Origin of the sequence: Nonomuraea gerenzanensis (assembly GCF_020215645.1) — a bacterium.
Lineage (GTDB): Bacteria > Actinomycetota > Actinomycetes > Streptosporangiales > Streptosporangiaceae > Nonomuraea > Nonomuraea gerenzanensis.
Genome location: NZ_CP084058.1, coordinates 10,337,182 through 10,359,840 on the forward strand (window position 1 = coordinate 10,337,182; position 22,659 = coordinate 10,359,840).

Genomic DNA, 22,659 nt, shown 5'->3' on the forward strand with positions numbered 1-22,659 from the left:
CATGGGCGAACGGCTGCTGGTGGTCGACGACGAACCCACGGTCAAGGAGCTGCTGTCGGCGACGCTGCGCTTCGCGGGCTTCACCGTGACCTCCGCCGACAGCGGCACTCAGGCCCTGGAGGCGGCCCGGCTCGACCCGCCCGACCTGGTGCTGCTCGACGTCATGCTGCCGGACCTGGACGGCTTCGAGGTCCTGCGCCGCCTGCGCGGGCTGCCCAGGGCCGGCGGGCGGCCAGGGCCGGTGCCGGTGCTGTTCCTGACGGCCCGCGACGCCACCGCCGACAAGGTCAACGGGCTCAGGCTCGGCGGCGACGACTACGTGACCAAGCCGTTCGACCTGGAGGAGCTGCTGGCCAGGATCCGGGCGATCCTGCGGCGCACGGGCGCGGTCCCCGACGACCACACGCTCGTGGTGGGGGATCTGGAGGTCGATCCCGACGCCCACCAGGTGACCAGGGCGGGGCGGCCGGTGCGGCTGTCCCCCACCGAGTTCAGGCTGCTGCACCACCTGGTGCTGAACGCCGGCCGGGTGGTGCCGAAGTCGCAGATCCTGGAGCACGTGTGGCGCTACGACTTCGCCGGCGACACGAGCATCGTGGACACGTACGTCAGCTACCTGCGCCGCAAGCTGGACACCACCGAGCCCAAGCTGATCCAGACCGTGCACGGGGTCGGCTACCTGCTGCGCAGGCCGCGGCCATGAGGCTGTCGCTGCGGGCCCGGCTCCTGTCGATCACGGTGGCCCTGCTGGTCGTCGGCCTGGTGGTGATCAGCTCCGTCGTCGTACGACAACTGGAGCACCAGCTCCTGGCCCGGGTGGACGCCCAGCTCGCCCCCATGAGCAGGGCGCTGGCCACGGTGCCGCCCGACCTGCTGGACCGGCTGCAGACCCAGGTGGGCCAGGGGCCGCTGGCGGCGGACTCGCTCGACCTGATCACCAGGGGGTACGCGGGTTACCTGTCCGCCGGCGGCGTCGTGCTGCGGTCGTTCGGCGACCGTGCGGGCCCGCACCTGCCCCGCCTCGACGCCGCCGCGGTGACGGCCCGCGGCGGCGAGCCGTTCACCGTGGCGGGCGACGACGGCCAGGAGTGGCGGGCCGTGGTGCTGCCCGCGCGCGGCACCACCCGTCACTCCGGGGTGGTCGCCGCGGTGTCGCTGGAGGCCGTGCACGCGACCGTCGGCCGGGTGCGCGCGGCCTGCCTGGTGGCCGGCTCGATCCTGCTGGCCGTGCTGGCGCTGGCGGGCGGCATCGCGATCAGGGCAGGGCTGGCGCCGCTGCGCCGCGTGGAGGAGACCGCCGCGGCCATCGCGGGCGGCGACCTCAGCAGACGCGTGCCCGAGCCCGCCACCTCCGGCACCGAGGTGGGGCGGCTGGCCCGTTCGCTCAACACGATGCTCGCCCAGATCGAGCAGGGCGTGGCGGTGAAGGTGGAGTCGGAGGCCAGGATGCGCAGATTCGTCGCCGACGTCAGCCACGAGCTGCGCACACCGCTGTTCGGGATCAAGGGCTTCTCCGAGCTGTACCGCATGGGCGGCACCGAGGCCGGGCCCGCCATGGCCCGCATCGAGAGCGAATCGGGCCGGCTGGCCGAGCTGGTGGACGACCTGCTGCTGCTCGCCGGCCTCGACGAGAGCGACGGCCCCGGGCTCGACCTGACCCCGATGGACCTGCGTACGCTGGCCGCCGACGCCCGCCACGACTTCACCGCCCTCGACCCCACCAGGGCGATCGCCTTCACCGGCCCGTCCGGCGGCCCGGCGGCCAGCGCGCCCGTGCTGGGCGACGAGGCCCGGCTGCGGCAGGTGGTCAGCAACCTCGTCGGCAACGCCGTCACCCACACCCCCGCCGGCACGCCGGTCAGGATCGGCGTGGGCACGGACGGCGGCGAGGCGGTGCTGGTGATCGCGGACGAGGGGCCCGGGCTCGGGCCCGAGGAGGCGGCGCGGGTGTTCGACCGCTTCTACCGCGCCGACGGCTCCCGCGCCCGCGCCACGGGCGGGGCCGGGCTCGGGCTGGCCATCGTCCGGTCGATCGTGGCGGCGCACGGGGGACGGGTGGAGCTGCGGTCGGCGCCGGGCGCGGGCGCGGCCTTCGAGATCAGACTGCCCGCCGCCGCACCCTAGCGCGTGCTGGGTGCAGTCGCCGTACGTCAGCCCTGCTGGGTGAAGTCGCCGTACGTGGGCTTGCCCGCAGGCCGGTAGACGCTGAGCACGCAGCCGCTCCCGGTCGTCCTGGACTCCACCAGCCGCAACGCCGACGGGGTGCGCCCCGGCTCGAACAGCCGCCGCCCGCTGCCCAGCACGACCGGGTACGTCCACAACCGCAGCTCGTCGATCAACCCGTGGTCCAGCAGGGCCCCGGCGAGGGCGCCGCTGCCGTGGATCTGCAGCTCCCGGCCAGGACGCGCCCTCAGCTCGGCGACCTCCTTCACCACGTCGGACCTGATGATCGTCGTGTTGTGCCACGCCGCCTCGTCCAGCGTCGTCGAGACGACGTACTTGGGCAGGGCGTTGAGGCTGTTGGCGACCACGTCGTCCGTGCCGGCGACGGTCGGCCAGTAGGCCGCGAAGATCTCGTACGTCCTGCGGCCCAGCAGGAACGCGTCGGCCTCGGCGAACCACCGCTCGGTGTGGATCCCCAGCTCCTCGTCGGCGTAGGGGAACTGCCAGCCGCCGTGCTCGAAGCCGCCGCTCGGGTCCTCGGTGGGAGTGCCTGGCCCCTGCATGACGCCGTCGAGGGTCAGGAACGTCGCCAAGGTGATCTTCATGATCGTGCTCCCATCGGTGTCGCCGGGCTCCGTACCGAAGAAGACCCGTCCGGCGGCCGGAACTCATCGCGCGCCCGGCGTCAGCTCGCCTGGCCGGTGGGCATGATGGTGACCTGCTGGAGGTTCGCCCGGGGCGGCAGGCTCGCCAGGAACCCGATCGTCCGCGCGACGTCCTCGGGCGTGAGCCACTCCATCTCCTGCCTGGAGCCCTCCAGCCAGCTCCGCGCGCCCTCGTCGGTGACGTGGCTCTGCAGCTCGGTGCCGACGATGCCCGGCTCGACCGCCGAGACCCGCACGTTCTTGGGCCCCAGCTCGGCCCGCAGGTGCCGCGACAGGTGCGTGACGAACGCCTTGGTGCCGGAGTAGACGGCGAAGTTCGGGAAGATGTTCTGCGCCGCGATGGAGGAGGTGTTGATCAGGTCGGCCACCCCGCGCTCACCGGCGGCCTTGACGAGCTGCGGGACGAACGCGCCGATCACGTTCATCAGGCCCGTGACGTTGAGGTCGATCTGGCGCTGCCACTGGTCGGCGGCCAGCTCCTCGATCGGGGCGGGCAGCATGACGCCCGCGTTGTTGAACAGCAGGTCGGCGCCGCCCAGCTCGGCCGCCACCCGCTCGGCCGCGGCCCGCACCGCCGCCGCGTCCGTGACGTCGGCCGCCAGCGCCAGGGCCCGGCCTCCGGCCCGCTCGACGCGGGCGACCAGGTCGTCCAGCCGCTCGGCGCGCCGCGCCAGCACGGCCACCCGCGCGCCCAGCCCGGCCAGGTGCTCGGCCGTGGCCTCGCCGATCCCGCTGGAGGCACCGGTGACGACAGCGACGCGGCCGGTGAGAGAGGTGCTCATCATGTACGCCTTCCGGATCTCGCGCGGCCCTGCGCCGCGCTCCTCCATCAGCACACCAGCCGCGGCACCACTCGCGGGGTGCCCGAGCATGCCCTGACCAGGCAGGTAATGGCGAGACAGGTACTGGCAGGGCCACCCCGGCGGCTTCCCTCGCGCGCCAGGCGGGTCACACTGGGGACATGGACCGCAGCCGCGACCTCGCCGACTTCCTGCGCTCACGCCGTGCCCGGCTCACCCCCGACCGTACGGGGCTGCCCGCCGACGGCCGTCCCCGCCGCGTACCCGGCCTGCGCCGCGACGAGGTGGCCCGGCTGGCCGGGGTCAGCACGGAGTACTACACGCGGCTGGAGCAGGGCCGCGCCGGCAACCCCTCGCCCGAGGTCACCGAGGCGCTCGCCCGCGCGCTCCAGCTCGACCCCGCCGAGCGCGAGCACCTCACCGACCTGCTGGCCCGCCCCGCCCGCCACGCCCCGATCGCCCCGCAACGCGTCAGGCCGGGGCTGTACCTGATGCTGCAGGCCCTCGACCACGTGCCCGCCTTCATCCTCGGCCGGCGCACCGACGTCCTGGCCTCCAACCGCCTGGCCCGCGAGGTGCTCACCGACTTCGAGTCCCTGCCCGCGCCCCACCGCAACCTGGCCCGCTATTACCTGCTCGACCCGGAGGCGCGCACCCGCACCGGCGACTGGGAGCGCATCGCCGCGGAGACCGTCGCCGTGCTCCGCCTCGAAGCCGGCCGCTACCCACACGACCGCCGCCTCTCCGACCTCGTCGGCGAGCTGACCCTGCGCTCACCCGAGTTCAGCACCTGGTGGCACGACCACCGCGTGCTGCGCCGCACCCATGGCAGCAAGACCTACCACCATCCGCTGGTCGGGGAGCTGCACTTCGCCTACGAGTCCCTCCAGCCTCCCGGCGACCCCGACCAGACGTTGTGCGTCTACAACGTCGAGCCCGGCTCCCCCACTGCCGAGGCCCTGCGCCTGCTGGCCGGCTGGACGGCGCCGGCCGCCTCGTCCTAGGACGCGCGGCAACCCGTTCTAGGAAAGGGATTGCTGGAAGAGGAAGACGATGAGCGAGGCCAGGATTCCGGCGACGTACTGCAGGATGCTGGCGGTCTTGATGGGCAGCGCGCGCAACGACGAATAATAGGAATACGCCTTGAGCTGCTCCTCGGAGTTGTTGAAGCGCACCCATGAATCGCGGGGATGCGTGTCGGACTCCAGCAGCGGCAGCAGGATGTCGTCCAAGTGCCGGCGCACCATCCTGGCGAGAGTGACGTACGGCTGCACGCCGACGTACAGGGCGATGCCGGCGCCCACCACAGGGAAGCTGATGATGAAAAGGCTCAACGCCATCCCGGGATTCTGTCTGGCCAGGATGATGCCGGTCAGCTCCGTCCCGATGAGCCCCACCCCCATCGCGGCCGCGACCAGGGCGTAGCAGCGGCACAGATGGACCATCGCCGGCGTACGCGCCGGGTCGATCCACGAGAAGCGCAACCCGCTGAAATATCGAATGCGCAGCGGCAGGTCAGCGAAGGTGACCAGCCAGTACAACGCGTTGCCGCCGAGCAATCCCGACCAGCCGGCATGCACGTACAGAGCCACCGTCGAGTCCATGCTGCTCGCCGACTGCAACGACGTGAACAACACCAGGGCGCAGGCGATGGCGACTCCACCCAGCGAGCTCAGCGACTGCCAGCCGAATCTCATGCGCCTGCGCAGCCAGCCGATCAGCTCATCGCGTTGCGGAGAATCGCCGAGCAGCTGTCCGAGCGGAATCACGAGCCGTTTCGCGTACGACCACGAACTCCACGCGAAGGCGAGCATGAGCAGAGCCGTAAGGGTCACGGACCCGGTCCACATCAGCTCCTGTCCCCCGCGCAGGGCCTGGCTCGGCGCCACGACAAGAAGCAGCAGGTCGACCACGTACGGCCAGGTCGCCACGAGCAGGACGGAGATCGCGGCCGCCAGCCGATTCGTTTTCGCGGCCCGAGCCGCCAGGCACCGGGAAAGCCAGACGATGAAGACTCTGCGATATCCCGACTCCAGCACGTCGAAGAGCTGGTCCGTGTACGAAGAATCGTGCCCGCCTGTCCGGTCGGCGATGATCGGCCGCTCAAGAGGCTCGCTCGACATGTCCCTCCTCGAACGCGGGATGATTGCGAGAGGGGCGGCCTTCCGGGCCAGTATCCATCAGAGCCGAACTCCGGGATAGGGCCATCGGTCCCCCTTCCGGCTTCGCGAGCCCGCGGCATCAGCCGCCGATCGGGGCGCAGATCACGTACACGTCGATCGGCGTCGGCTCCTCCTTGTCGTTCATGAACAGGAAGCTCCACGCGTTGTTCACCTCGTCCGGCTTCCCGCTCGTGTTGCTGGGCGCGTTGACCTCGGCGATCACCGGGCGCTCCCGGTCGTGCTCGCCGAGATGGGCGTAGCCGCCGCCGACGGCTTGCTGCCCCTTCGGGCACACCACGTTCGTGGAGAGGTAGCCGGCCGGGATCGACCTGCGCTCCTTGACGTAGCTGACGTGGTCGCCGCCGCTCCACGGGAGCCCGTCCGCCAGCGCCACCCCGCCCGCGACGAGTGCCCCACCCGCCAGCGCGCCCGCCGCGACCAGCCCGATCGCCCTGCCGAACCGTCCCATGACTCCACTCTCCCCGTGCCGGTGCTCGGTCACGGTAGACCGTCATGGTTGACGATCACTTGCACGGCTCGCCCGAGCAGGTCATGCCCGCTGCTGGAGGATCTTCGCCGTGGCCTCGTCAGCGGGCAGGAACGCCTCCAGCCGCAGCTCGGACAGCGTGACATCGACGGCCGTCGCGAACGACGTCAGCGTGGTGATGAGCCGCAGCTCCCCTTCCGGCACCCGCAACCGCAGCGGCACGGCGAACCCGAGGTACCCGGCCTGCGGATCCGGCTCGGGCAGGTAACCGTCCAGCTCGGCGAGGAACTCGTCCAGCGCCGGGTCAGGGCTGCGCAACGCCTGCTCGCGCAGGCTGCCGGTGATGTGCCGCCCCCACTCGGCGAGGTTCCCGACCCGGCCGGCCAGCCCCTCCGGATGCAGGGCCAGCCGCAGCACGTTGACCGGCGGCTCCAGCAGCGCGGGTGCGACGCCCTCCCGCAGCACCCTGAACGCCGCGTTGGCGGCGACCAGCTCACCGTACGGCCGCACCACGATCGCCGGGTACGGCAGGTGCCCGTCGAGGATACGCTCCAGCGCCTCGCGCACCGGGCTCAGCTCGGGCGCGTCCAGGCCCGACTCGGTGTAGACGGGCGCGTAGCCGGCGGCGAGCAGCAGCCCGTTGCGCTCCCGCAACGACAGGTCCAGCGATTCGGCCAGCCGCACCACCATGGCGCGCCCGGGCCGGGAGCGGCCCTGTTCGAGGAAGCTCAGATGGCGCTGCGTCGTGTCGGCCCTGATCGCCAGGTCGAGCTGGCTGAAGCGGCGCCGCGTCCGCCAGCGCCGCAGCTCGCGGGCGAACCGATCGGGCTTCGTCGACACCGTCATGCCCCCATTCAAGCGGCACGCCTGCGGCTGCGCGATTCCCTGCGGGGAATCGCGGGACCGCAGCCCGCCGCCGCACACTGCTGGGCATGAACTTCGATGTCAAGCAGCTGACCGACCGTTACATCGCCCAGTGGAACGAGCCCGACCCGGCGACCCGCGCCACTCTGATCCGCGACCTGTGGGCGAGCGACGCCGTCCACGTCATCACCAACCCGCCGGAGGCCGTTCGCGACGCCGCCGCGGCGCTCGCGCTTCCCGCACCGGCGCTGGAGGCGCGGGGGCATGCCGCGCTGGAGGCCAGGGTGGGGCGGGCCTACGAGATGTTCGTGGAGGCGGGCGAGTACGTGTTCGAGGCGGCTGGGGAGGCTGTTCTGCTCCTGCCGCATGTGGTGGGGGTCCGGTGGTCGATGGTGTCGACTCGTACGGGGGAGGTCGCGGGGGGTGGGCTGGATGTTCTGGCTGTGGGCGAGGATGGCCGGGTTCGTAGCGATCATCAGTTCGTCGGGGGGTCCTGATGCCGCAACGGGCCGGGCAGCGCCCCAGTTTTGTCTTGAGCAACACGCCGACATCCTCGGCCGGCTGAACACGAAGGGGCTTTTGTATTTCCAAAACGCGACGCCGAGCAACTACGATTGCAAAAACGCAGGTTTCCCGTAATAATCGCAGCCATGATGGACGAAGAAGCTGGTCAGCTCTCGATGCTTCTGGGTTTCCGAGCAGAAAATACCTACTCGTTCTATGACGAGTTGGACTTCTCGCTGGAAGCGACCGCCCAGGCCGAGAAGGGTGTACCAAGGAACGTCCACTGGCACCACAAGGGCGGCAGGCCACTTCGGGTGTTGCCCGCGGCAGGCGTGTTCGGCGCCAACGCGTCGGGCAAGACCAACCTGCTCAAGGCCCTGAGCGATCTCAGGGAACACGTCCTGTTCTCGTTCCGGTCCGGGCATCCATCCGGCGGCGTACGCCGCCCCAGCTTCCGCCTCGATCCTGCGGCAACGGAGAAACCGACCCGCTACGAGATCGACATCGTTCTGAACGGCGTCCGACACGAATACGGGGTCGTGATGAACGATCAGCACATTCTGCATGAATGGGCCTATCGCTATCCGCACGGCCGGGCCGCTCTGCTCTTCGAACGTAAGCACGGACAGCAGGTCGACCTGCCTGTCGGCAAGCGTTCGCTGGGCAGAGCGATCGAGCAGATAGCCAGGCCGAACGCCCTGTTCCTGTCGGCCGCCGCCGCGGGCAACCATCCGGACCTGCTGCCGCTCTATGAATGGTTCGGGCAGAACCTGATGCTGGCAGAAGCATCGAGCAGGCAGGCTCGCTGGGCCTTCACCACACAGCTGCTCCGCGAGGACGCCAGCCGCGAGCAGGTCCTGGCACTCCTGCGTGCCGCCGATCTCGGCATCGCGGACGTCAAGATCCGGCCTCTGGACCCCAAGGTCATGGAGCGGGTTCGCCGAGCCGCCCTCATCCTGGCAGGCCGCGAGGAGGACGCCGAAGGGTTCCCGGACATCGACGTCACGGAGCTGGGTTTAGTGCTGAGTCACCAAGGCGCCAAGGACGACGTCGAATTCAACGTGTCAGAGGAATCTCTCGGCACCCTCGTCTGGCTCGGACTCGTGGGGCCCGTCTTCGACGCCCTCCGGTCAGGCAGCGTGCTGCTGGTCGACGAACTGGAATCAAGTCTTCATCCCATACTCGCGGCACGGGTGATCGGGCTGTTCCAGGACACGGAAGCCAATCCGAAGGGCGCACAGCTCGTTTTCAGCTCCCATGCACCGACGTTGCTGGGCAACGCGTCACAACCACGCCCGCTGGGACGTGACCAGATCTGGTTCACCGAGAAGCTCACCGATGGGCGGAGCCGCCTCTATCCGCTGTCGGATCTGTCGCCACGGCAGGAGGAGGCGATCGGGAAGCGATATCTCACCGGCCGATACGGAGCGACGCCCATCGTGAGCCATGAGGAGTTCGTCGAGGTGGCGCGTCTCATCGCCGCCGGGGGGCACCAGTGACCCGGAAACCTCGTGGCCGTGCCCAGAAGTCGTCGGCGCAGATCTCCGAGAGACGGACGCTCCACGTCTACACCGAGGGGACCAAGACCGAGGTCATCTATCTCCAGCATTGGCACCGCCTCTACAGAGACAGAGCCATCGTCACCATCGACGGCTTTCACGGGCCGCCTTCTCGCCTCGTACGTGCCGCCGTCGACCGTAAACGGGATGATCAGCGGGAGGAGAAGCGCGGTCGCGGTCAGGCGTTCAGTGAGTACTGGTGCATGTTCGATGTGGACGAGTTTCCGAATCTTCCGGAGACATATCAGCTGGCCGCCCAGCACGACATCAAGATCGCCGTATCGAATCCTTGCGTTGAGCTGTGGTTCTTACTTCATTTTCAAGATCAGACGGCCTCACTCGAAGGGACTGCGGCCCAAGGTCTCGCCACAAGACATCTTTCATGTGGGAAGTCGTTGACGCCCCGTGCACTGGAGCAGCTGGTCGAGCATTATGGCGTGGCCATGGAGCGCGCCGAGAAGCTGGACAGCAAGCACGAGGGAGATGGGTCTCCTGCGCGTTCCAATCCGAGCTCGAGTGTCTGGCGGCTGATCGAGCGCATCCGGAGTCAGTGAGTACGCTGCATCGCGTGCAGCGTGATCGTAGGGCTGGCGTTCGCCTGATGGCAGGGCCGAACGCCTGGTGTGCGGGTTGATCATGCCCGTCGCGACGCGCCCGTCCTGGAGGCCCGAGCTTGCAGAGCGGGAGTCCGGGGGTACGCCCCCCGGACTCCCGCATGGGGCAGGCCGAGCCTTTCCCCTACTTGCGCTTGCTGACTTCCTCAGTGAGCTGCGGCACCACCTGGTGCAGGTCGCCCACCACCCCGTAATCGGCCAGCTCGAAGATCGGAGCCTCAGGATCCTTGTTGATGGCCACGATCGTCTTGGCCGTCTGCATGCCGGCCCGGTGCTGGATCGCGCCCGAGATCCCCGCCGCGATGTACAGCTGCGGCGACACCGTCTTGCCCGTCTGACCGACCTGGAACTGGTGCGGGTACCAGCCCGCGTCCGTGGCGGCGCGGGAGGCGCCCACGGCGGCGCCGAGGGCGTCGGCGAGGCCCTCGATGATCGAGAAGTTCTCGGCGGAGCCGACGCCGCGGCCGCCGGAGACGACGATGGCGGCCTCCGTCAGCTCGGGGCGGGCGCCCTTCTCCTGCTTGACGCGCTCGACCACGCGCGCGGTCTTGGCGGCGTCGGAGAGGGTGACCGAGACCTCCTCCTCCGTCCCGGCGCCCGCGGCGGCGACGGGGGCGGTGGAGTTGGGGCGGACGGCGACGATGGGCGTGCCCTTGCGCACCCGGGAGTGCACGTTGACGCCGCCGCCGAAGATGGACTGGTCGGCGACGAAGCCCTCGCTCAGGCCGACGGCGTCGGTGATGACGCCGGAGTCGGTCTTGATGGCCAGACGGCCCGCGATCTCCTTGCCCTCGGCCGTGGCGGCCACCAGCACCGCCGCGGGCGACGTGCCGGCGACGAGCTGGGCGAGCAGCTCGGCCTTGGGTGCGACCACGTAGTCGACGATGTCGTCGGCGCCGGCGACGTAGATCTTCTCGGCGCCGTACTCGGCGAGGCGGGCCTTGGCCTCGGGCGTGATGCCCGGGCCCGCCCAGACGGCGGCGGGCGTGCCGAGGGAGCGGGCCAGGGTCAGCAGCTCCAGCGTGACCTTCTTGACCTCGCCTTCGGCGTGCTCGACGAGAACGAGAATTTCCGACATTTCTGTTTCTTCCCCCGCTCTCAGATGAACTTCTTGGACGCCAGGAAGTCGGCCGCCTTCTCGCCGCCGTCACCTTCGTCCTTGACGATCGTGCCGGCCGCGCGCGGCGGGGCCGCGGCGAAGTCGACCACCTCGGACCAGGCGGCGGCCAGGCCGACCTGCGCCGCGTCGATGGAGGCGTCGCCGATGGCGAGCGTCTCGACGGGCTTCTTCTTGGCCGCCATGATGCCCTTGAACGAGGGGTAGCGGGGCTCGTTGATCTTCTCGACCACGGAGATGACGGCCGGCAGCGGAGCCTCGACCCGGTCGTAGCCGTAGTCGGTCAGCCGCTGGATGGCGATGGCGCCCTTGTCGACCTCGACCTTGTTGGCCAGCGTGAGCTGGGACGCGCCCAGCCGCTCGGCCAGCATGGCGGCCAGCACCCCGGTGCGCGCGTCGGTCGACTCGGAGCCCAGGATGACCAGGTCGAACCCGATCTTCTTGAGCACCTGGGCCATCGCGTACGAGGTGGACAGCGCGTCTGAGCCGTGCAGCGCGTCGTCGCTGAGGTGGACGGCCTTGTCGGCGCCCATGGCCAGCGCCTTGCGGATGGTGTCGGTCGCCTTGCCGGGGCCCATGGTCAGGACGGTCACCTCACCGCCGTGGGCCTCCTTCAGCTTCAGCGCCTCTTCGACCGCGTACTCGTCAAGCTCGTTGACCACGCCGTCGGCGGCGTCGCGGTCGAGCGTGTTGTCATCGGACCGCAGCTTGCGCTCGGTCGCCGTGTCGGGGACCTGCTTCACGCAGACGACGATGTTCATGGCCGGTGGCCGACCTCCCGTAGTTCGCGTGCGCCCCCGCCTCGCTGCGGTGGGCGCCGAATGCATCTGTCCAGACTGCCAGGTGCCCGCCGGGCATCCGACAGAGGGTCTGCCGTGGTTTTCGCCGTTATGTTACCCGTGGGTAGCTTACGCGCAAACCCACAAGCAGTGCCTACCACCCCCACCATACCGAACTTTATTCGGTTGTCGCTCGTGCGGGCAGGTTGTCGCTCACGCGGACAGCAGGAACACCACGCCCACCACCAACGCGGTCCCCGCGAACAGCGCCAGCGTGAACGGGCTGAACGTGGCCGCCAGCCCGAAGCACAGGCCGACCGCGCCCACCACGCTGACCACGTCGGCCACCATGCGCCTGCGCTTGAACAGGCTGCGGGAGAACAGCGCCACCCCGGCGTCGGACACGACCCCCAGCGCGTACGCCGCCAGCAGGAAGAGCGACACCTCGGGCAGCGGCTCACGGGCGGCCGCCGCCAGCAACGACACGAACAATCCCGAGCCGATCAGCCAGCGCCTGCGCACCTTCTCCCGATGCCTGGCCCTGGACTCCTCCACCGAACGCCGGTAACGCTCCTTGCCGGGCTGCCACTCCCTGGTGCTCAGGTCGTCGTCGGCGGCGTGCCGGGCGGGAGCGGGGACGGGGGCGGGGCGCGGCGGCACGTACGGCACCGGCGCCACCCCCAGCCGGGCGCAGATCTGCGCGGCCGTGGGCCGGGCGGCGGGATCGGTGGCCAGGCACTCGCGTAACAACGGCTCCAGCCACTCGGGCACCCCCTCCAGGTCGGGCGGATGGTGCACGACCCGGTAGGCGACGGCGGAGGCCGGGCCCTGCCCGTACGGCTGCCGCCCGGTGGCCGCGTACGCCAGCGTCGCGCCGAACGCGAACACGTCGGCCTCCATCCCGACGGCCCGCCCTTCGAGCACCTCGGGGGCCAGGTAGCCGGGCGTGCCCACCACCGCGCCCGAGGCGGTGACGGACAGCGAGTCGAGCGCGCTGGCGATGCCGAAGTCGATCACGACGGGCTCGCCCTCGGTCATCATCACGTTGGCGGGCTTGAGATCGCGGTGCACGACCCCGGCCTCGTGCATGGCCACCAGCGCCTCGGCCAGCCCGGAGGCCAGCCGCCGCAGGTCCGCCACGGGCAGCGGGACGGAGCTGAGCGGGCGGCCCTGCACGTAGCGGGTGACGAGGTAGGGCCGAGAGCCCCGCAGCGAGGCGTCGAGCACCTCCGCGATGTGCGGCCCGCCGACCATGCGCATGGTCTCCACCTCGCGCGCCAGCCGCGCCAGCGCCACGCTGTCGGCGGCCACGTGCGGGTGCAGCACCTTGACCGCGACCGTACGCCCCTCAGCGTCGAGCGCCAGATGAACCTCGCCGAACCCGCCGGCCCCCAGCCGGGAGAGAAGCTCGTACGGGCCGAGGCGCTCGCTCATACCTCATCTCTCCCCCGACGGGACCGCGGGGACACTCAGGCCCAGGGATTCAGCCACCCCAGCCCCAGACCGTTCAGCAGATCGCCGATCAGCCCTGTGATCAGGCCGATCGTGCTCTGCCTGGCGTCGCTCGCCAAATCGTTGATCACCGACTCCGGCGCCCGCCACGGGGCCCACGAGGTGTCCTGCCCCAGCGCGAACATGACCGCGAACAGCGCCGCCGTGCCCACCAGCACGATCGCCACCAGGGCGGCGCCCGGGCTGCGCAGCACGCCGGTGAGCGTCCGCGTGACGGCCTTGCGCGGCGCGCCGCCTCCCGGCAGCACGAACAGGCCGGCGGCGAAGGCGCCCGCCGCGTACGCCGCGGCCTCGTTCACGCCCATCTGCCCGGCCCAGTACAGCGCGCCCCAGACGCAGACGCCGAACAGCAGCGCCAGCGGCACGTGCACCGCGGTCACCAGAGCCGACTTGACCAGCGCCCACGGCGTGCCGACCAGGGCGAGCAGCGGGTCGGCCGCGCTGCTGCCGCGCACCTGGCGGCGCTTGACCAGGTCGCCGAAGAGGTACTCGCCCAGCCGCAGCACGAGCGCCAGCGCGACGGCCACCGCGCCCGCCATGACGGGCATCATGACCGTCAGCGCCACCAGCGTGACCAGCAGCAGCAACCCGACGACCTGACTGCCGAACAGGTACCGCTTGCGCTCCGACGGCGGCGTGTACTGCGGCGGCGGGGTGTAGGGCCGCACCTGCGCCGGCGCGGTGGGCCGGGGCACGAGCCGCCGGTCGGGCGGGGGCGGGCCGGCCACGCGCTGGTCGGGATGGGGCGCGGGCCTGGCGGACATCGGCGCGGGCACGTAGGGCGGCGGCCGCTCCTCGCGGCGCCTGGGCCGCTCCTCGTGCCGCGTCGGCGCAGGCGGCGGCGCGGCCTTGCCGTACTCGACCGGCGGCAGCAGGTCGGAGAACGTGTCCATGGTCCGGGTACGCGGCACCACCGGCTTGGTGCCCGTGGGCCCCTCGTTGAACGTGGTCACCGACGGGTCCAGCGCCTTGGCCATCCGCAGCAGCTCGTGCGCGCCCGGCCGGGCCGACGGCTCGACCTGCAGCGCCCTGGTGAGCCAGCCGCGCAGCCACGCGGGCGCCTTGTCGATCTGCGCCCGCCCTTCCATGATGTTGAAGCAGACGGACTCGAACGTGCCCGTGCCGAACGGCGGCGCCCCGGTCGCGGCGAAGAACACCGTCGAGGCCAGCGCGTGCACGTCGGCCGCCTGGGTGATGTCGGAGTCGCGGATGATCTCGGGCGCCAGGTAGCCGGGCGTGCCCACGAACATGCCGGTCTGCGTCAGCCGGGTGGCGTTGACCAGGTGGGCGATGCCGAAGTCGATGACCAGCGGCCGCCCGTCGACCAGCATGACGTTGGACGGCTTGAAGTCGCGGTGGATCACGTCGGCCGCGTGGATGGCCACCAGCGCCTGGCAGAGCCCCTGGGCGAGCTGGATGAGCTGCCGGGCCTCCAGCGGCCCCTCGGCCAGCACGGTGTCCTCCAGCGTGCGGCCGGGGGCGAAGCGGGTCACCACGTACGGCTGGCTGCCGACCAGCTCGGCGTCGATCACCTCCGCGACGAACGGGGAGCGCACCCTGCGCATCGTCTCGACCTCGCGGGTGAGCCGGTCGCGCGCCTTGAGGTCGGCGGCGACGTGGGGATGCAGCACCTTGATGGCGACTTCGCGTCCCTCACCGTCGAGGCCCAGGTGGACGACCCCCATGCCGCCCTCGCCGATCTTCCTGACGAGGCGGTAGGGACCGAGGCGTTCTGGTGCTTGGGTGCTCATCGCCACCTTCCCCGCGTCATCCCCCGGAATTCCCCCCTAGGTTGTCGAGCTGGTCCGCCACTTCCTGGACGTTCAGCGGAGTCCATATGGCCTCCCCCTCAGGCTTGTCCCCGAACGTGCTGTAAGCGAAGATCAGCGAGAGCGCGGCACCCGCCGCGAGGACTCCCGCCATCACCATCGCCGCTGTTCTCGAGGGTACGAGCGATGAGAGCGTTCTGCGCATCTGCTTGCCCGGGCCTTCGACTCCGGGGCCCGCGCAGACCGTCCACAACGCGATCGCCGCGCCCCAGGCCAGCGCGTAGTAGGAGTCCATCCCGGCCACCACCGTCAGCAGCAGCGTCACCGGGAGCCCCAGGATCAGCGCGTAGAGCACCAGCGCCAGCGTGATGCCCGCCGACTTGGCCAGCGCCGCCGGGTAGGCGAACACCCGCACCACGTCGAGCGCCGCCGCGCCCGCCGCCCTGCGGGTGGCGAGCTGCGGCTGGGCCAGGTCGGCCGCGCGCAGCAGGATCGCGACCGGCAGGGCCACGATCGCCACCAGCACGGGCTTGAACACGGCCGCCACGATCATCAGCACCAGCAGCATGGCCCCGGCCACGCCGTACGCCCTGGACCGCTGCAGCGGCTTGCCCGGCTGCACGCCGGGGATGTACGGCTCCCGCTTGGTCAGCCGGTCGGGCTGGGCGGGCGGGAACTGCGGCTGGGCCGGGATGTAGGGAGGCGGCTGCACCGGGACCGGGTTGGGGCGCCCGTAGTCGGGCCCCGCCTGCGGGCCGGACTGGGGCCCCGGCTGAGGGTTCACCCGGCGGTAGTCGGGCGAGTCGGGGCGTACCCGCCTCGTCGGCACGTCGGTCTCGCCGTGCGGGGGCACGGCCGGGCCGTTGCCGGTGGCCGGCGCCGGCTGCGGCGGATAGACCCCCGCCTCGCGCTGGATCTGCCGCAGCTCCTCCGGCGACACCCTGCGGGTCGGCCACGGATCGGGCTGGTTGGGCAGCAGCGAGACGTACTGCTGGTCCTGCGGCTGCGGCGGAGCCGGCTGGTCCTGGTTCTCCAGCAGCCGCTTCGGCGTCACCGGCGGCGTGGAGATCTCATACGACGGCCGCTCCGTCACCTTCGGCGGCACCGCCGGCTCGGCCGGGCGCGGCACGGTGGAGATCTCGTCGGGCGAGGCGCTGTGCGCCGGCTTGGGCAACATCCGGGCGGTCTGCTCGGCCAGCTCGGCGGCCTTGGGCCGCTTGCTGGGGTTGCGCTGGAAGGCCGCCTTGAGCAGCGGCTGCAGCTCGGCCGGGGCCGCGCTGATGTCGGCCTTGCCCGCGGTGATGTTGTAGAAGATCATCTCCAGCGTGCCCTTGCCGAAGGGCGGCTGGCCGGTGCCCGCGTACAGCAGCGTGCCGGCCCAGGCGTGGATGTCGACCTCCGGGCCCGCCTCCTGACCCTCGATGATCTCCGGCGCCAGGTAGCCGGGCGTGCCGATGAACATGCCGGTCTGCGTCAGCCGCGTGGCGTCCACCGCCTGGGCGATGCCGAAGTCGATCAGCACCGGCTCGCCGTCCATGATCAGCACGTTGCCGGGCTTGAGGTCGCGGTGGATCACGCCGACCGAGTGCACCACGGCCAGCGCCGAGGCCACCCCGTGGGCGATCCGCAGCAGCGCCGGCAGGTCGAGCGGCCCGTCGTTCTTGACGATCTCGTCAAGCGGCGGGCCCGGCACGTAACGCGTGACGATGTACGGACGATGACCGGTCACATCGGCGTCGAGCACCTCGGCGATGTACTTGCTGCGCACCCGGCGCATGGTCTCGACCTCGCGCGAAAGCCGCCGCCTGGCGACCTCGTCGCCGGCGACCTCTCCGCGCAGGACCTTGATCGCCACCTGCCGCCCCTGAGGGTCGACAGCCAGGTGGACAACGCCCATCCCGCCTTCACCGAGCCGCCTGAGCAGCCGGTAAGGGCCTAGTCGGTCATCGTTCATGGCATGAAGCACCATACCGGCTTAATCCCCGCCCACGAGATGAACCATGAGGCCACATTCCCACTCGTACAACGTCCAGAACGGCCTCATCGGTTTCCCATCCAACGGTCTCGAATCGGCCTCGATTTCGTTCAGCCTGCCAGCGAGAGCACCTCTGCCCTCTTCAGGCCGGCCAGCGTGGCACCGGAGAGGGCCAGCTTCGACCTGCGCACCCCGCTGCCGATCACCACCTTCTGGTGCTCCGCGACGTGCGTGTCCACCAGGATCGGCCACTCCTCGGGCAGGCCGAGGGGCGTGATGCCGCCGTACTCCATGCCGGTCAGCTCGACCGCCTCCGCCATCGGGGCGAAGCTGGCCTTGCGGGCGTCGAGGTGCCTGCGCACCACGCCGTTCACGTCGACCCGCATCGTGGCGAGCACCATGCACGCGGCATGACGCGTCTCACCGCCCCGCTTGGCCGCCACGACGACGCAGTTGGCGGACTCGTCGAGGGTCACGCCGTACTTCTCGCAGAACGCCGCGGTGTCGGCCAGATCGGGATCGATCTCGGCCACCTCGACACCCTCCAGGTCCTGTACGGCACGCGCCACCGGGTCGGCCAGCAGGTCGATCCGTGCGGTGGCGGGCACCCAGTGCAACGTCATTCCATCTCCTCGATCGCCTTTCCCAGGAGCCTACTTGCGCTTCCGGGAGCAGCGGGCGGCGTCACGGAGACTGCAGCACTCTCCTGTGCAGTTGAGTGACGGCGCTACGGGCGGACTCCATGGCCCCCGCCTGCCAGGCGATCAGATGGGTGAGCCAGTCGCCCGCGAAGTAAACCCTTCCGGCGGGGCGTTGCAGAAGAGTGAAGGACGAATCAACGGACGGCCAGCGCACCCAGCCGCCCTGGATGTGCTCCTGACGTTCCCAGGCGATGGAGACGCTGGACAGGACGTTCTGGCGGTACTTCTCACCGTGGATCTTCTTGCCCTGGGTGAGCGCCCTGCGCCGCCTGTCCTCCGGGGTCAGGGCGCCGTACAGCTCGGCTGCGCGCTCGGTGTTGTAGTAGCCGACGAGCAGGCCGCGCTCGGCGTGGTAGTCGTGCGAGGGGTACCAGATGTGGGTGAGGTCGAGGTCGGTCTCTGTGACGCCGCCGTAGATCCGGTCCTCCAGCTCCCACCAGCGCCTGCCGTACTCCAGGCCGATCTTGCCGGCGGCGATCGGGACGGGGGTGGCGAGCGCGGTGCCGACCTGGGCGCCGAGGTTGTGCGGGATTCCGGCGAGCAGGTGGGGCGGGAGGGTGGCGATGCAGTAGTCGGCCTTGATCGTGCCGCCGGTGTAGGCGACCTCGACGCCGTCGGCCAGGGTGGTGATCTTCGTGACCTTGGCGCCGGTCCTGATCCGGTCCTGGCCGACGGCCTGCTGGAGCTTGGTGACGATGGCGTCCATGCCGCCGACGGGCTGGAACATGGGGGTGGCCTGCTCGTAGCCGAAGTCGTTGGTGATGGCGCGGCCGGTGCCGGCGGCGAGGACCTGGTGGAGCGTGCCCGGGTCGGGCAGGGCGGTGCCACCGTCCAAGGCCGGATATCTCGTGAAACCGCGGCGCTCGGAGCCCGCGTAGTCCAGCTTCGGGCCCAGGTCGCCGAAGCGCCTGAGGAACTCCAGCAGGCGCTCCCTGTCGTGCTCGGTGAGGGTCTTGTCCAGGGCTCCGAGGTTCGTGGCCTTGGCCAGTAGTTCGGCGATGTATCCGTACATGTCGGCTCGGGCCGTGCGGGCCCTGACCGTCTGGCCGTTGGTGTGGACGTAGGCGGAGGCGTTGTTGTTGATGAACGTCTCGATGGGGATGCCCAGCTCACGGCAGTAGTCGAGGGTCACCATCCACTGGGCGATGCGGCCGGGGCCGGCGTTGAAGTACACGCCCGCGCCGAACTTCACGTCCTGCGCGGAGCCGTTCAGCTCGGTCAGGCGGTCGCCGCCGCGCAGCGTGAGGTTCCGGCCGCCGGCCCGCTGCCGGGCTTCGAGCAGCGTGCAGTCGTAGCCGGCCTTGCCCAGCTCGTACGCGGCGGTCAGCCCCGCCACGCCCGCGCCGAGGATCACCACCTTGGCCGACGCCCTGCCGCTCAGCGTGAAGTCGCTGCGCCGCGGCGGCGTGTACGCCTTGTCCTGCTCGGCCGGGGCCAGCCCGAGCGCGCCCATCGCGGCGTACATGGCGCCCGCGCCACCGGCCGCGCCGATCCCGACGAGCAACCCCCGCCGGGTCAGCGCGCCCTTCCCGCTCCCCTCAGCCATAGGGCCCGCTGCCGCAGGCGACCTGCCCCGCGATGCTGGCGAACAGGCCGAACAGGGCCATGATCTGCGCGAAGTCGTCGGTGGTGAACTCGGTGTGCCGCGTCCCCGCCGCCTTGACGCCCGGGATCAGCGACACGGCCGCCGCGATGGCGGTGGAGTTCCACTCCACCCCGAGCGTGTACGGCGCCTCCACCACGTACGGCGTGAAGTCGGTCAACCGCCCCAGTGCCCGCGCCGTGGCCTCACGGATGCGGGCCTGGGCGACGACCGGCGGCAGCAGCTCGGCCGAGAACTTGTCGATCCCCTTCTTCACCGCGACGGTCTCGACGTCGCCGAGCAGCTCGCGGGCCTCCTCACCGACGGCCTCGTCCCCGGTCACCAGCGCCACCGGCACCCCGTGGAACCCGGCGCACGCCGCGACCAGCCTGGTCTCGCCGCACAGCTCGCCGTTGAGGTAGACGTTCTGGATCTCCTTGCCCATCCACGTGTGGTTGAGCACCCCGTGCGGCACGCCGGCGCGGGCGTGGTAGCCCACGAAGCACGCCGCCTGGAACGACCCGTCGAGCCCGTGCGCCATCCGCTGCGCCTTGCCGGGCCCCCTGATCAGGCTCGCCCGGGGGTCGAGCAGGTCGATGCGGAGGTTCTTGGTGGAGCCGTGGGCGTCGTTGACCAGCACGCCGCTCGCCCCGGCCGCGAACGCGCCCTCCACCGCGGCGTTCGCGTCGGCCGTCATCAGCTCGCAGCCCCGCTCGTACCCGCGCTTGCCCGCGTGCATCTCCTCCGGGTCGGTCAGACCCGTCACGCCCTCCATGTCCACCGACAGATAGACCTTCACGCACTCCCCCAAGACTCGACCCTGGCCACTTCGGACTCCGTCATCAGCCCCACGTTCGCCTCGATGAACGCGGCCGCCTGCGCCCGCCACCGCTCCGGGATCTCCTCCAGGGCCGGCGGGTAGCAGTGGTCCAGCCAGCTCGTGGACTCCTCCGAGACGTCGAAGTAGTCGAGCGCCGGGGCGAACACCGTGTTCTCGATCCCGGGGACGCGGGCCAGTCCGTACTGGATCATCTCCTGACCCCCGTACGGCGGCTTCTTGAGGTACTTGCGGGCCATCGGACGGTCGGCGGTGATCGGCGTGTCGAGCGGGCGGCGCTCCACGGCGGCCTGGATCAGCTCCTTGTACAGGCACTTGCCGCAGTTGCGGCACGGCCCGTCGGTGCCGCGCAGGCACCAGCGGACCTGCTCCCTGAGCGGCGACCCCAGAGCCAGGCGCATGGTGACGGCCTCGCTCACGCCGCCCACGGGCAGCACGATGTGCACGCCCGCGGCGGCGAACAGGCGGCCCCACCTGCCGTGGGGCGCCCACATGGGATTGTCGGGGGTGAAGCGCCACAGGTAACGCCCGCCGCCCAGCCAGCGCGAGCCCATCTCGTAGCCGAAGCCCAGGCCGCCCAGGTCCAGCCGGTCGGCCAGGAGCAGGGCGCCGGCGGCCACCGCGTGGTGCTCCGGGTAGCCCGGGCGGGGCTCGGCCAGGGTGTACTCCAGGTCGGAGGTGACCGTGCTCAGCTCGCGGCCGGTCCCGGCGGCCAGCTTGGCCAGCACGTCGGAGCGGTAGTGCGGCCAGCGGTTCGGGACGCGTGGGTGAGCGACCCTGCGGAAGTGCACGAACGGGGCCTCGGGGAAGATCGTGGCCGCGGCCACGGAGTCGGCGCCGCCGCTGTAGGAGATCGCCAGCCTGGCCCCCGGCCGCCGGGGCTCGGCGCCCACCGGCCCGGCCTCGACGCCCCAGCCGTCGTGCAGCGCCCGCGCCAGCTCCGCCGAGACGGCCCGGTCGAAGGTGATCCGCTTCCTGGTCCACGGGGCCACGATCGTCCAGGCGGCCACGGCGAACAGGTCGGGGTGCGCGTCGTCGGGGACGCCGCCGATGGAGCACGAGTTGATGGCCAGCTTGATCGGGTACTCGTCGGACGCCTGGCCGGTGATCTCGTCCTCGGGGTCCAGGCGGAACGTCAGGTTCGCGCCCGCGCTCCAGGTCACGCGCACGGTTGCTCCTCCGGCCTCCCCGGCTCCCCACGCCTGGCCCGCAGCTCGTCGATGGCCTGCCAGACCAGCACCTCGTTCTGCAGCACGCCGTCCATGGCCCTGGCCGTCTCCTGGGCCAGGCGGTGGGTGTCGTCGAGCTTGGCCTTCAGCGCCGGGTCAGGCTTGGCAGCCGGAGCCGCCGCCGCGGGGCGGGCGTCGCGCAGCCGCTCGACCTCCCGCTGCAGCGTCGCCATCTCCCGCCTCAGGGTCTGGACCTCCCAGAGCGCGTCCCGGATGTCCTGACGGTGATCGGCGATGGAGATGTAGCGGGAGTCGAACCACGTACGCACGGCCTTCCTGAGCCGGGCTGGGACGGGGACGCGCATCATGAAACGCCACCATAGTGGCAAACCCCCATCGAGATGGACGACCCTTACCGAATGCGTTGACTTCCCGTTGCGGGTGCCACGTCCGGCGTTTCACGGGTCTCGGATATGCCGAACGGTCGGACACGTCCCGCACATGAGTGGTAACGTTCCGCGACATGCCCTCCTCCGTGCATGAGGCGTTGAACGCCTTGTTTCGGAACCGGCCCTCTCTCGCCGTCGATCTGCTCTGCGACGTGTTCGACATCGATCTGCCCTCCGACACCCTGGTCGAGGTGGCGCCGGCCGGGCTGGGCGTACCGGTGTCACTGAGCTGGTGCGAGCCTGCGCACAGCGTCATCGTGGAGCTCCAGCACACCGTGTCCGAGGAGGACCGGCAGGGCTGGGCGCGCCGCAGCGCCGCGCTCTGGCTGCGGCTGCGGCGCCCGGTGCTGGTGCTGGTCCTCGCCCCGGACGCCGGGGTCTACGACTGGGCGGCCCAGCCCGTGGTCACCAGCCTGCCCGGGTACGTGCTGCACCCGCTGGTCGTCGGGCCCGAGCAGGTGCTGCCGATCTCCGACCCCGCGCACGCGGCGGAGTGCCTGGAGCTGGCGGTGCTGTCCGTCCTGTCCCACGGGGACGACGAGGCGGTGGTGGGGACGTTCCTGGAGGCGCTGGCCAAGACGGAGGAGAGCCATGGCGCCCGCTACTACGAGTACGCCTACCGGCTGGCGTCCACGGACGTCCGGCGGGTTCTGGAGGAGACCATGGCGTCCGCCACGTGGCCTGTCTACAGTCCGTTCGCCCGCGAGCACTTCAGCAGGGGGCGGGCGGCCGGGCTGTCGGAGGGCAAGGCGCGGGCCGTGCTGGCGGTGCTGCGGGCGCGGGGCGTGAACATCACGGACGACGCGCTGACGGCCATCACGGCCTGCGCCGACCAGGCGCAGCTCGACGAGTGGGCGCATCGCGCGGCGACCGCCCTGACCATCGAGGAGCTGTTCGTCTGACCCGTTCGGGGTGCGGCGGGGCAGGGCCGGCCGACGGCCGGCCCAGGA

At 70.9% G+C, this 22,659-nt stretch carries 22 protein-coding genes; 7 read left to right on the plus strand and 15 right to left on the minus strand.

Annotated features, from left to right (window positions below; all coding sequences use genetic code 11):
- Position 1 precedes the first annotated feature (1 nt).
- The gene (locus LCN96_RS48095; RefSeq protein ID WP_225269083.1) at positions 2-703 is read left to right on the plus strand and encodes a response regulator transcription factor; all 702 of its coding nucleotides are present in this window, start codon (positions 2-4) and stop codon (positions 701-703) included.
- The gene (locus tag LCN96_RS48100; protein ID WP_225269084.1) at positions 700-2,124 is read left to right on the plus strand and encodes a sensor histidine kinase; all 1,425 of its coding nucleotides are present in this window, start codon (positions 700-702) and stop codon (positions 2,122-2,124) included. The genes LCN96_RS48095 and LCN96_RS48100 overlap by 4 nt, the downstream gene beginning before the upstream one ends.
- A 26-nt stretch (positions 2,125-2,150) precedes the next feature.
- On the opposite strand, the gene LCN96_RS48105 is transcribed toward LCN96_RS48100, so the two are convergent.
- Both LCN96_RS48105 and LCN96_RS48110 read right to left on the minus strand, forming a co-directional pair.
- Positions 2,151-2,768 carry a dihydrofolate reductase family protein gene (locus LCN96_RS48105; protein ID WP_225269085.1) on the minus strand — a complete coding sequence of 206 codons (618 nt, stop codon included), beginning with the start codon at positions 2,766-2,768 and terminating at the stop codon, positions 2,151-2,153.
- An 80-nt stretch (positions 2,769-2,848) separates the two neighbouring features.
- Positions 2,849-3,658, minus strand: coding sequence for an SDR family oxidoreductase (locus tag LCN96_RS48110; protein WP_225269086.1), 810 nt, complete (start codon positions 3,656-3,658; stop codon positions 2,849-2,851).
- A gap of 131 nt (positions 3,659-3,789) precedes the next feature.
- Between LCN96_RS48110 and LCN96_RS48115 the strand changes: the two genes are divergently transcribed.
- Positions 3,790-4,632, plus strand: a complete 843-nt coding sequence (locus tag LCN96_RS48115; protein ID WP_225269087.1) for a helix-turn-helix transcriptional regulator — start codon at positions 3,790-3,792, stop codon at positions 4,630-4,632.
- Between the two features lie 18 nt (positions 4,633-4,650).
- Here the strand turns inward: LCN96_RS48115 and LCN96_RS48120 are convergent, their stop codons facing one another.
- The 3 genes from LCN96_RS48120 to LCN96_RS48130 form a co-directional block, all read right to left on the minus strand.
- Complete coding sequence (locus LCN96_RS48120; RefSeq protein ID WP_225269088.1) at positions 4,651-5,751, minus strand: hypothetical protein; 1,101 nt, start codon at positions 5,749-5,751, stop codon at positions 4,651-4,653.
- A gap of 118 nt (positions 5,752-5,869) precedes the next feature.
- On the minus strand, positions 5,870-6,259 hold the full coding sequence (locus LCN96_RS48125; RefSeq protein ID WP_225269089.1) for a hypothetical protein: 390 nt from the start codon (positions 6,257-6,259) through the stop codon (positions 5,870-5,872).
- Between the two features lie 81 nt (positions 6,260-6,340).
- Positions 6,341-7,123: a helix-turn-helix domain-containing protein gene (locus tag LCN96_RS48130; protein WP_225269090.1), complete on the minus strand. Its 783-nt coding sequence runs from the start codon at positions 7,121-7,123 to the stop codon at positions 6,341-6,343.
- Positions 7,124-7,209: 86 nt separating this feature from the next.
- On the opposite strand from LCN96_RS48130, the gene LCN96_RS48135 reads away from it, so the two are divergent.
- From LCN96_RS48135 to LCN96_RS48145, 3 genes are all read left to right on the plus strand, one after another.
- Positions 7,210-7,638 carry a hypothetical protein gene (locus LCN96_RS48135; RefSeq protein WP_225269091.1) on the plus strand — a complete coding sequence of 143 codons (429 nt, stop codon included), beginning with the start codon at positions 7,210-7,212 and terminating at the stop codon, positions 7,636-7,638.
- 153 nt (positions 7,639-7,791) lie between these two features.
- Entirely contained in the window at positions 7,792-9,144 is a 1,353-nt protein-coding gene (locus tag LCN96_RS48140; RefSeq protein WP_225269092.1) for an AAA family ATPase, read from the plus strand.
- On the plus strand, positions 9,141-9,758 hold the full coding sequence (locus tag LCN96_RS48145) for an RloB family protein (RefSeq protein WP_225269093.1): 618 nt from the start codon (positions 9,141-9,143) through the stop codon (positions 9,756-9,758). Before LCN96_RS48140 ends, LCN96_RS48145 begins: the two co-directional genes overlap by 4 nt.
- Positions 9,759-9,942: 184 nt before the next feature.
- Here the strand turns inward: LCN96_RS48145 and LCN96_RS48150 are convergent, their stop codons facing one another.
- From LCN96_RS48150 to LCN96_RS48195, 10 genes are all read right to left on the minus strand, one after another.
- Entirely contained in the window at positions 9,943-10,896 is a 954-nt protein-coding gene (locus LCN96_RS48150) for an electron transfer flavoprotein subunit alpha/FixB family protein (RefSeq protein WP_225269094.1), read from the minus strand.
- A 20-nt stretch (positions 10,897-10,916) separates the two neighbouring features.
- Positions 10,917-11,696 carry an electron transfer flavoprotein subunit beta/FixA family protein gene (locus LCN96_RS48155; RefSeq protein ID WP_225269095.1) on the minus strand — a complete coding sequence of 260 codons (780 nt, stop codon included), beginning with the start codon at positions 11,694-11,696 and terminating at the stop codon, positions 10,917-10,919.
- A 231-nt stretch (positions 11,697-11,927) separates the two neighbouring features.
- Positions 11,928-13,148 carry a serine/threonine-protein kinase gene (locus LCN96_RS48160; RefSeq protein WP_225269096.1) on the minus strand — a complete coding sequence of 407 codons (1,221 nt, stop codon included), beginning with the start codon at positions 13,146-13,148 and terminating at the stop codon, positions 11,928-11,930.
- Between the two features lie 35 nt (positions 13,149-13,183).
- Positions 13,184-14,977, minus strand: coding sequence for a serine/threonine-protein kinase (locus tag LCN96_RS48165; protein WP_225269097.1), 1,794 nt, complete (start codon positions 14,975-14,977; stop codon positions 13,184-13,186).
- A gap of 16 nt (positions 14,978-14,993) precedes the next feature.
- On the minus strand, positions 14,994-16,949 hold the full coding sequence (locus LCN96_RS48170; protein WP_225269098.1) for a serine/threonine protein kinase: 1,956 nt from the start codon (positions 16,947-16,949) through the stop codon (positions 14,994-14,996).
- A 131-nt stretch (positions 16,950-17,080) separates the two neighbouring features.
- A complete protein-coding gene (locus LCN96_RS48175; protein ID WP_225269099.1) occupies positions 17,081-17,593 on the minus strand; it encodes a YbaK/EbsC family protein in 513 nt (170 codons plus the stop codon).
- A gap of 61 nt (positions 17,594-17,654) precedes the next feature.
- On the minus strand, positions 17,655-19,217 hold the full coding sequence (locus tag LCN96_RS48180) for a flavin monoamine oxidase family protein (protein WP_225269100.1): 1,563 nt from the start codon (positions 19,215-19,217) through the stop codon (positions 17,655-17,657).
- Positions 19,210-20,052: a M55 family metallopeptidase gene (locus LCN96_RS48185; RefSeq protein ID WP_225269101.1), complete on the minus strand. Its 843-nt coding sequence runs from the start codon at positions 20,050-20,052 to the stop codon at positions 19,210-19,212. The genes LCN96_RS48180 and LCN96_RS48185 overlap by 8 nt, the downstream gene beginning before the upstream one ends.
- The gene (locus tag LCN96_RS48190; RefSeq protein ID WP_225269102.1) at positions 20,049-21,260 is read right to left on the minus strand and encodes a DUF6395 domain-containing protein; all 1,212 of its coding nucleotides are present in this window, start codon (positions 21,258-21,260) and stop codon (positions 20,049-20,051) included. The genes LCN96_RS48185 and LCN96_RS48190 overlap by 4 nt, the downstream gene beginning before the upstream one ends.
- Positions 21,251-21,628, minus strand: a complete 378-nt coding sequence (locus LCN96_RS48195; protein WP_225269103.1) for a hypothetical protein — start codon at positions 21,626-21,628, stop codon at positions 21,251-21,253. The genes LCN96_RS48190 and LCN96_RS48195 overlap by 10 nt, the downstream gene beginning before the upstream one ends.
- Before the next feature lie 233 nt (positions 21,629-21,861).
- Between LCN96_RS48195 and LCN96_RS48200 the strand changes: the two genes are divergently transcribed.
- Entirely contained in the window at positions 21,862-22,611 is a 750-nt protein-coding gene (locus LCN96_RS48200; RefSeq protein ID WP_225269104.1) for a hypothetical protein, read from the plus strand.
- Positions 22,612-22,659: the final 48 nt, after the last annotated feature.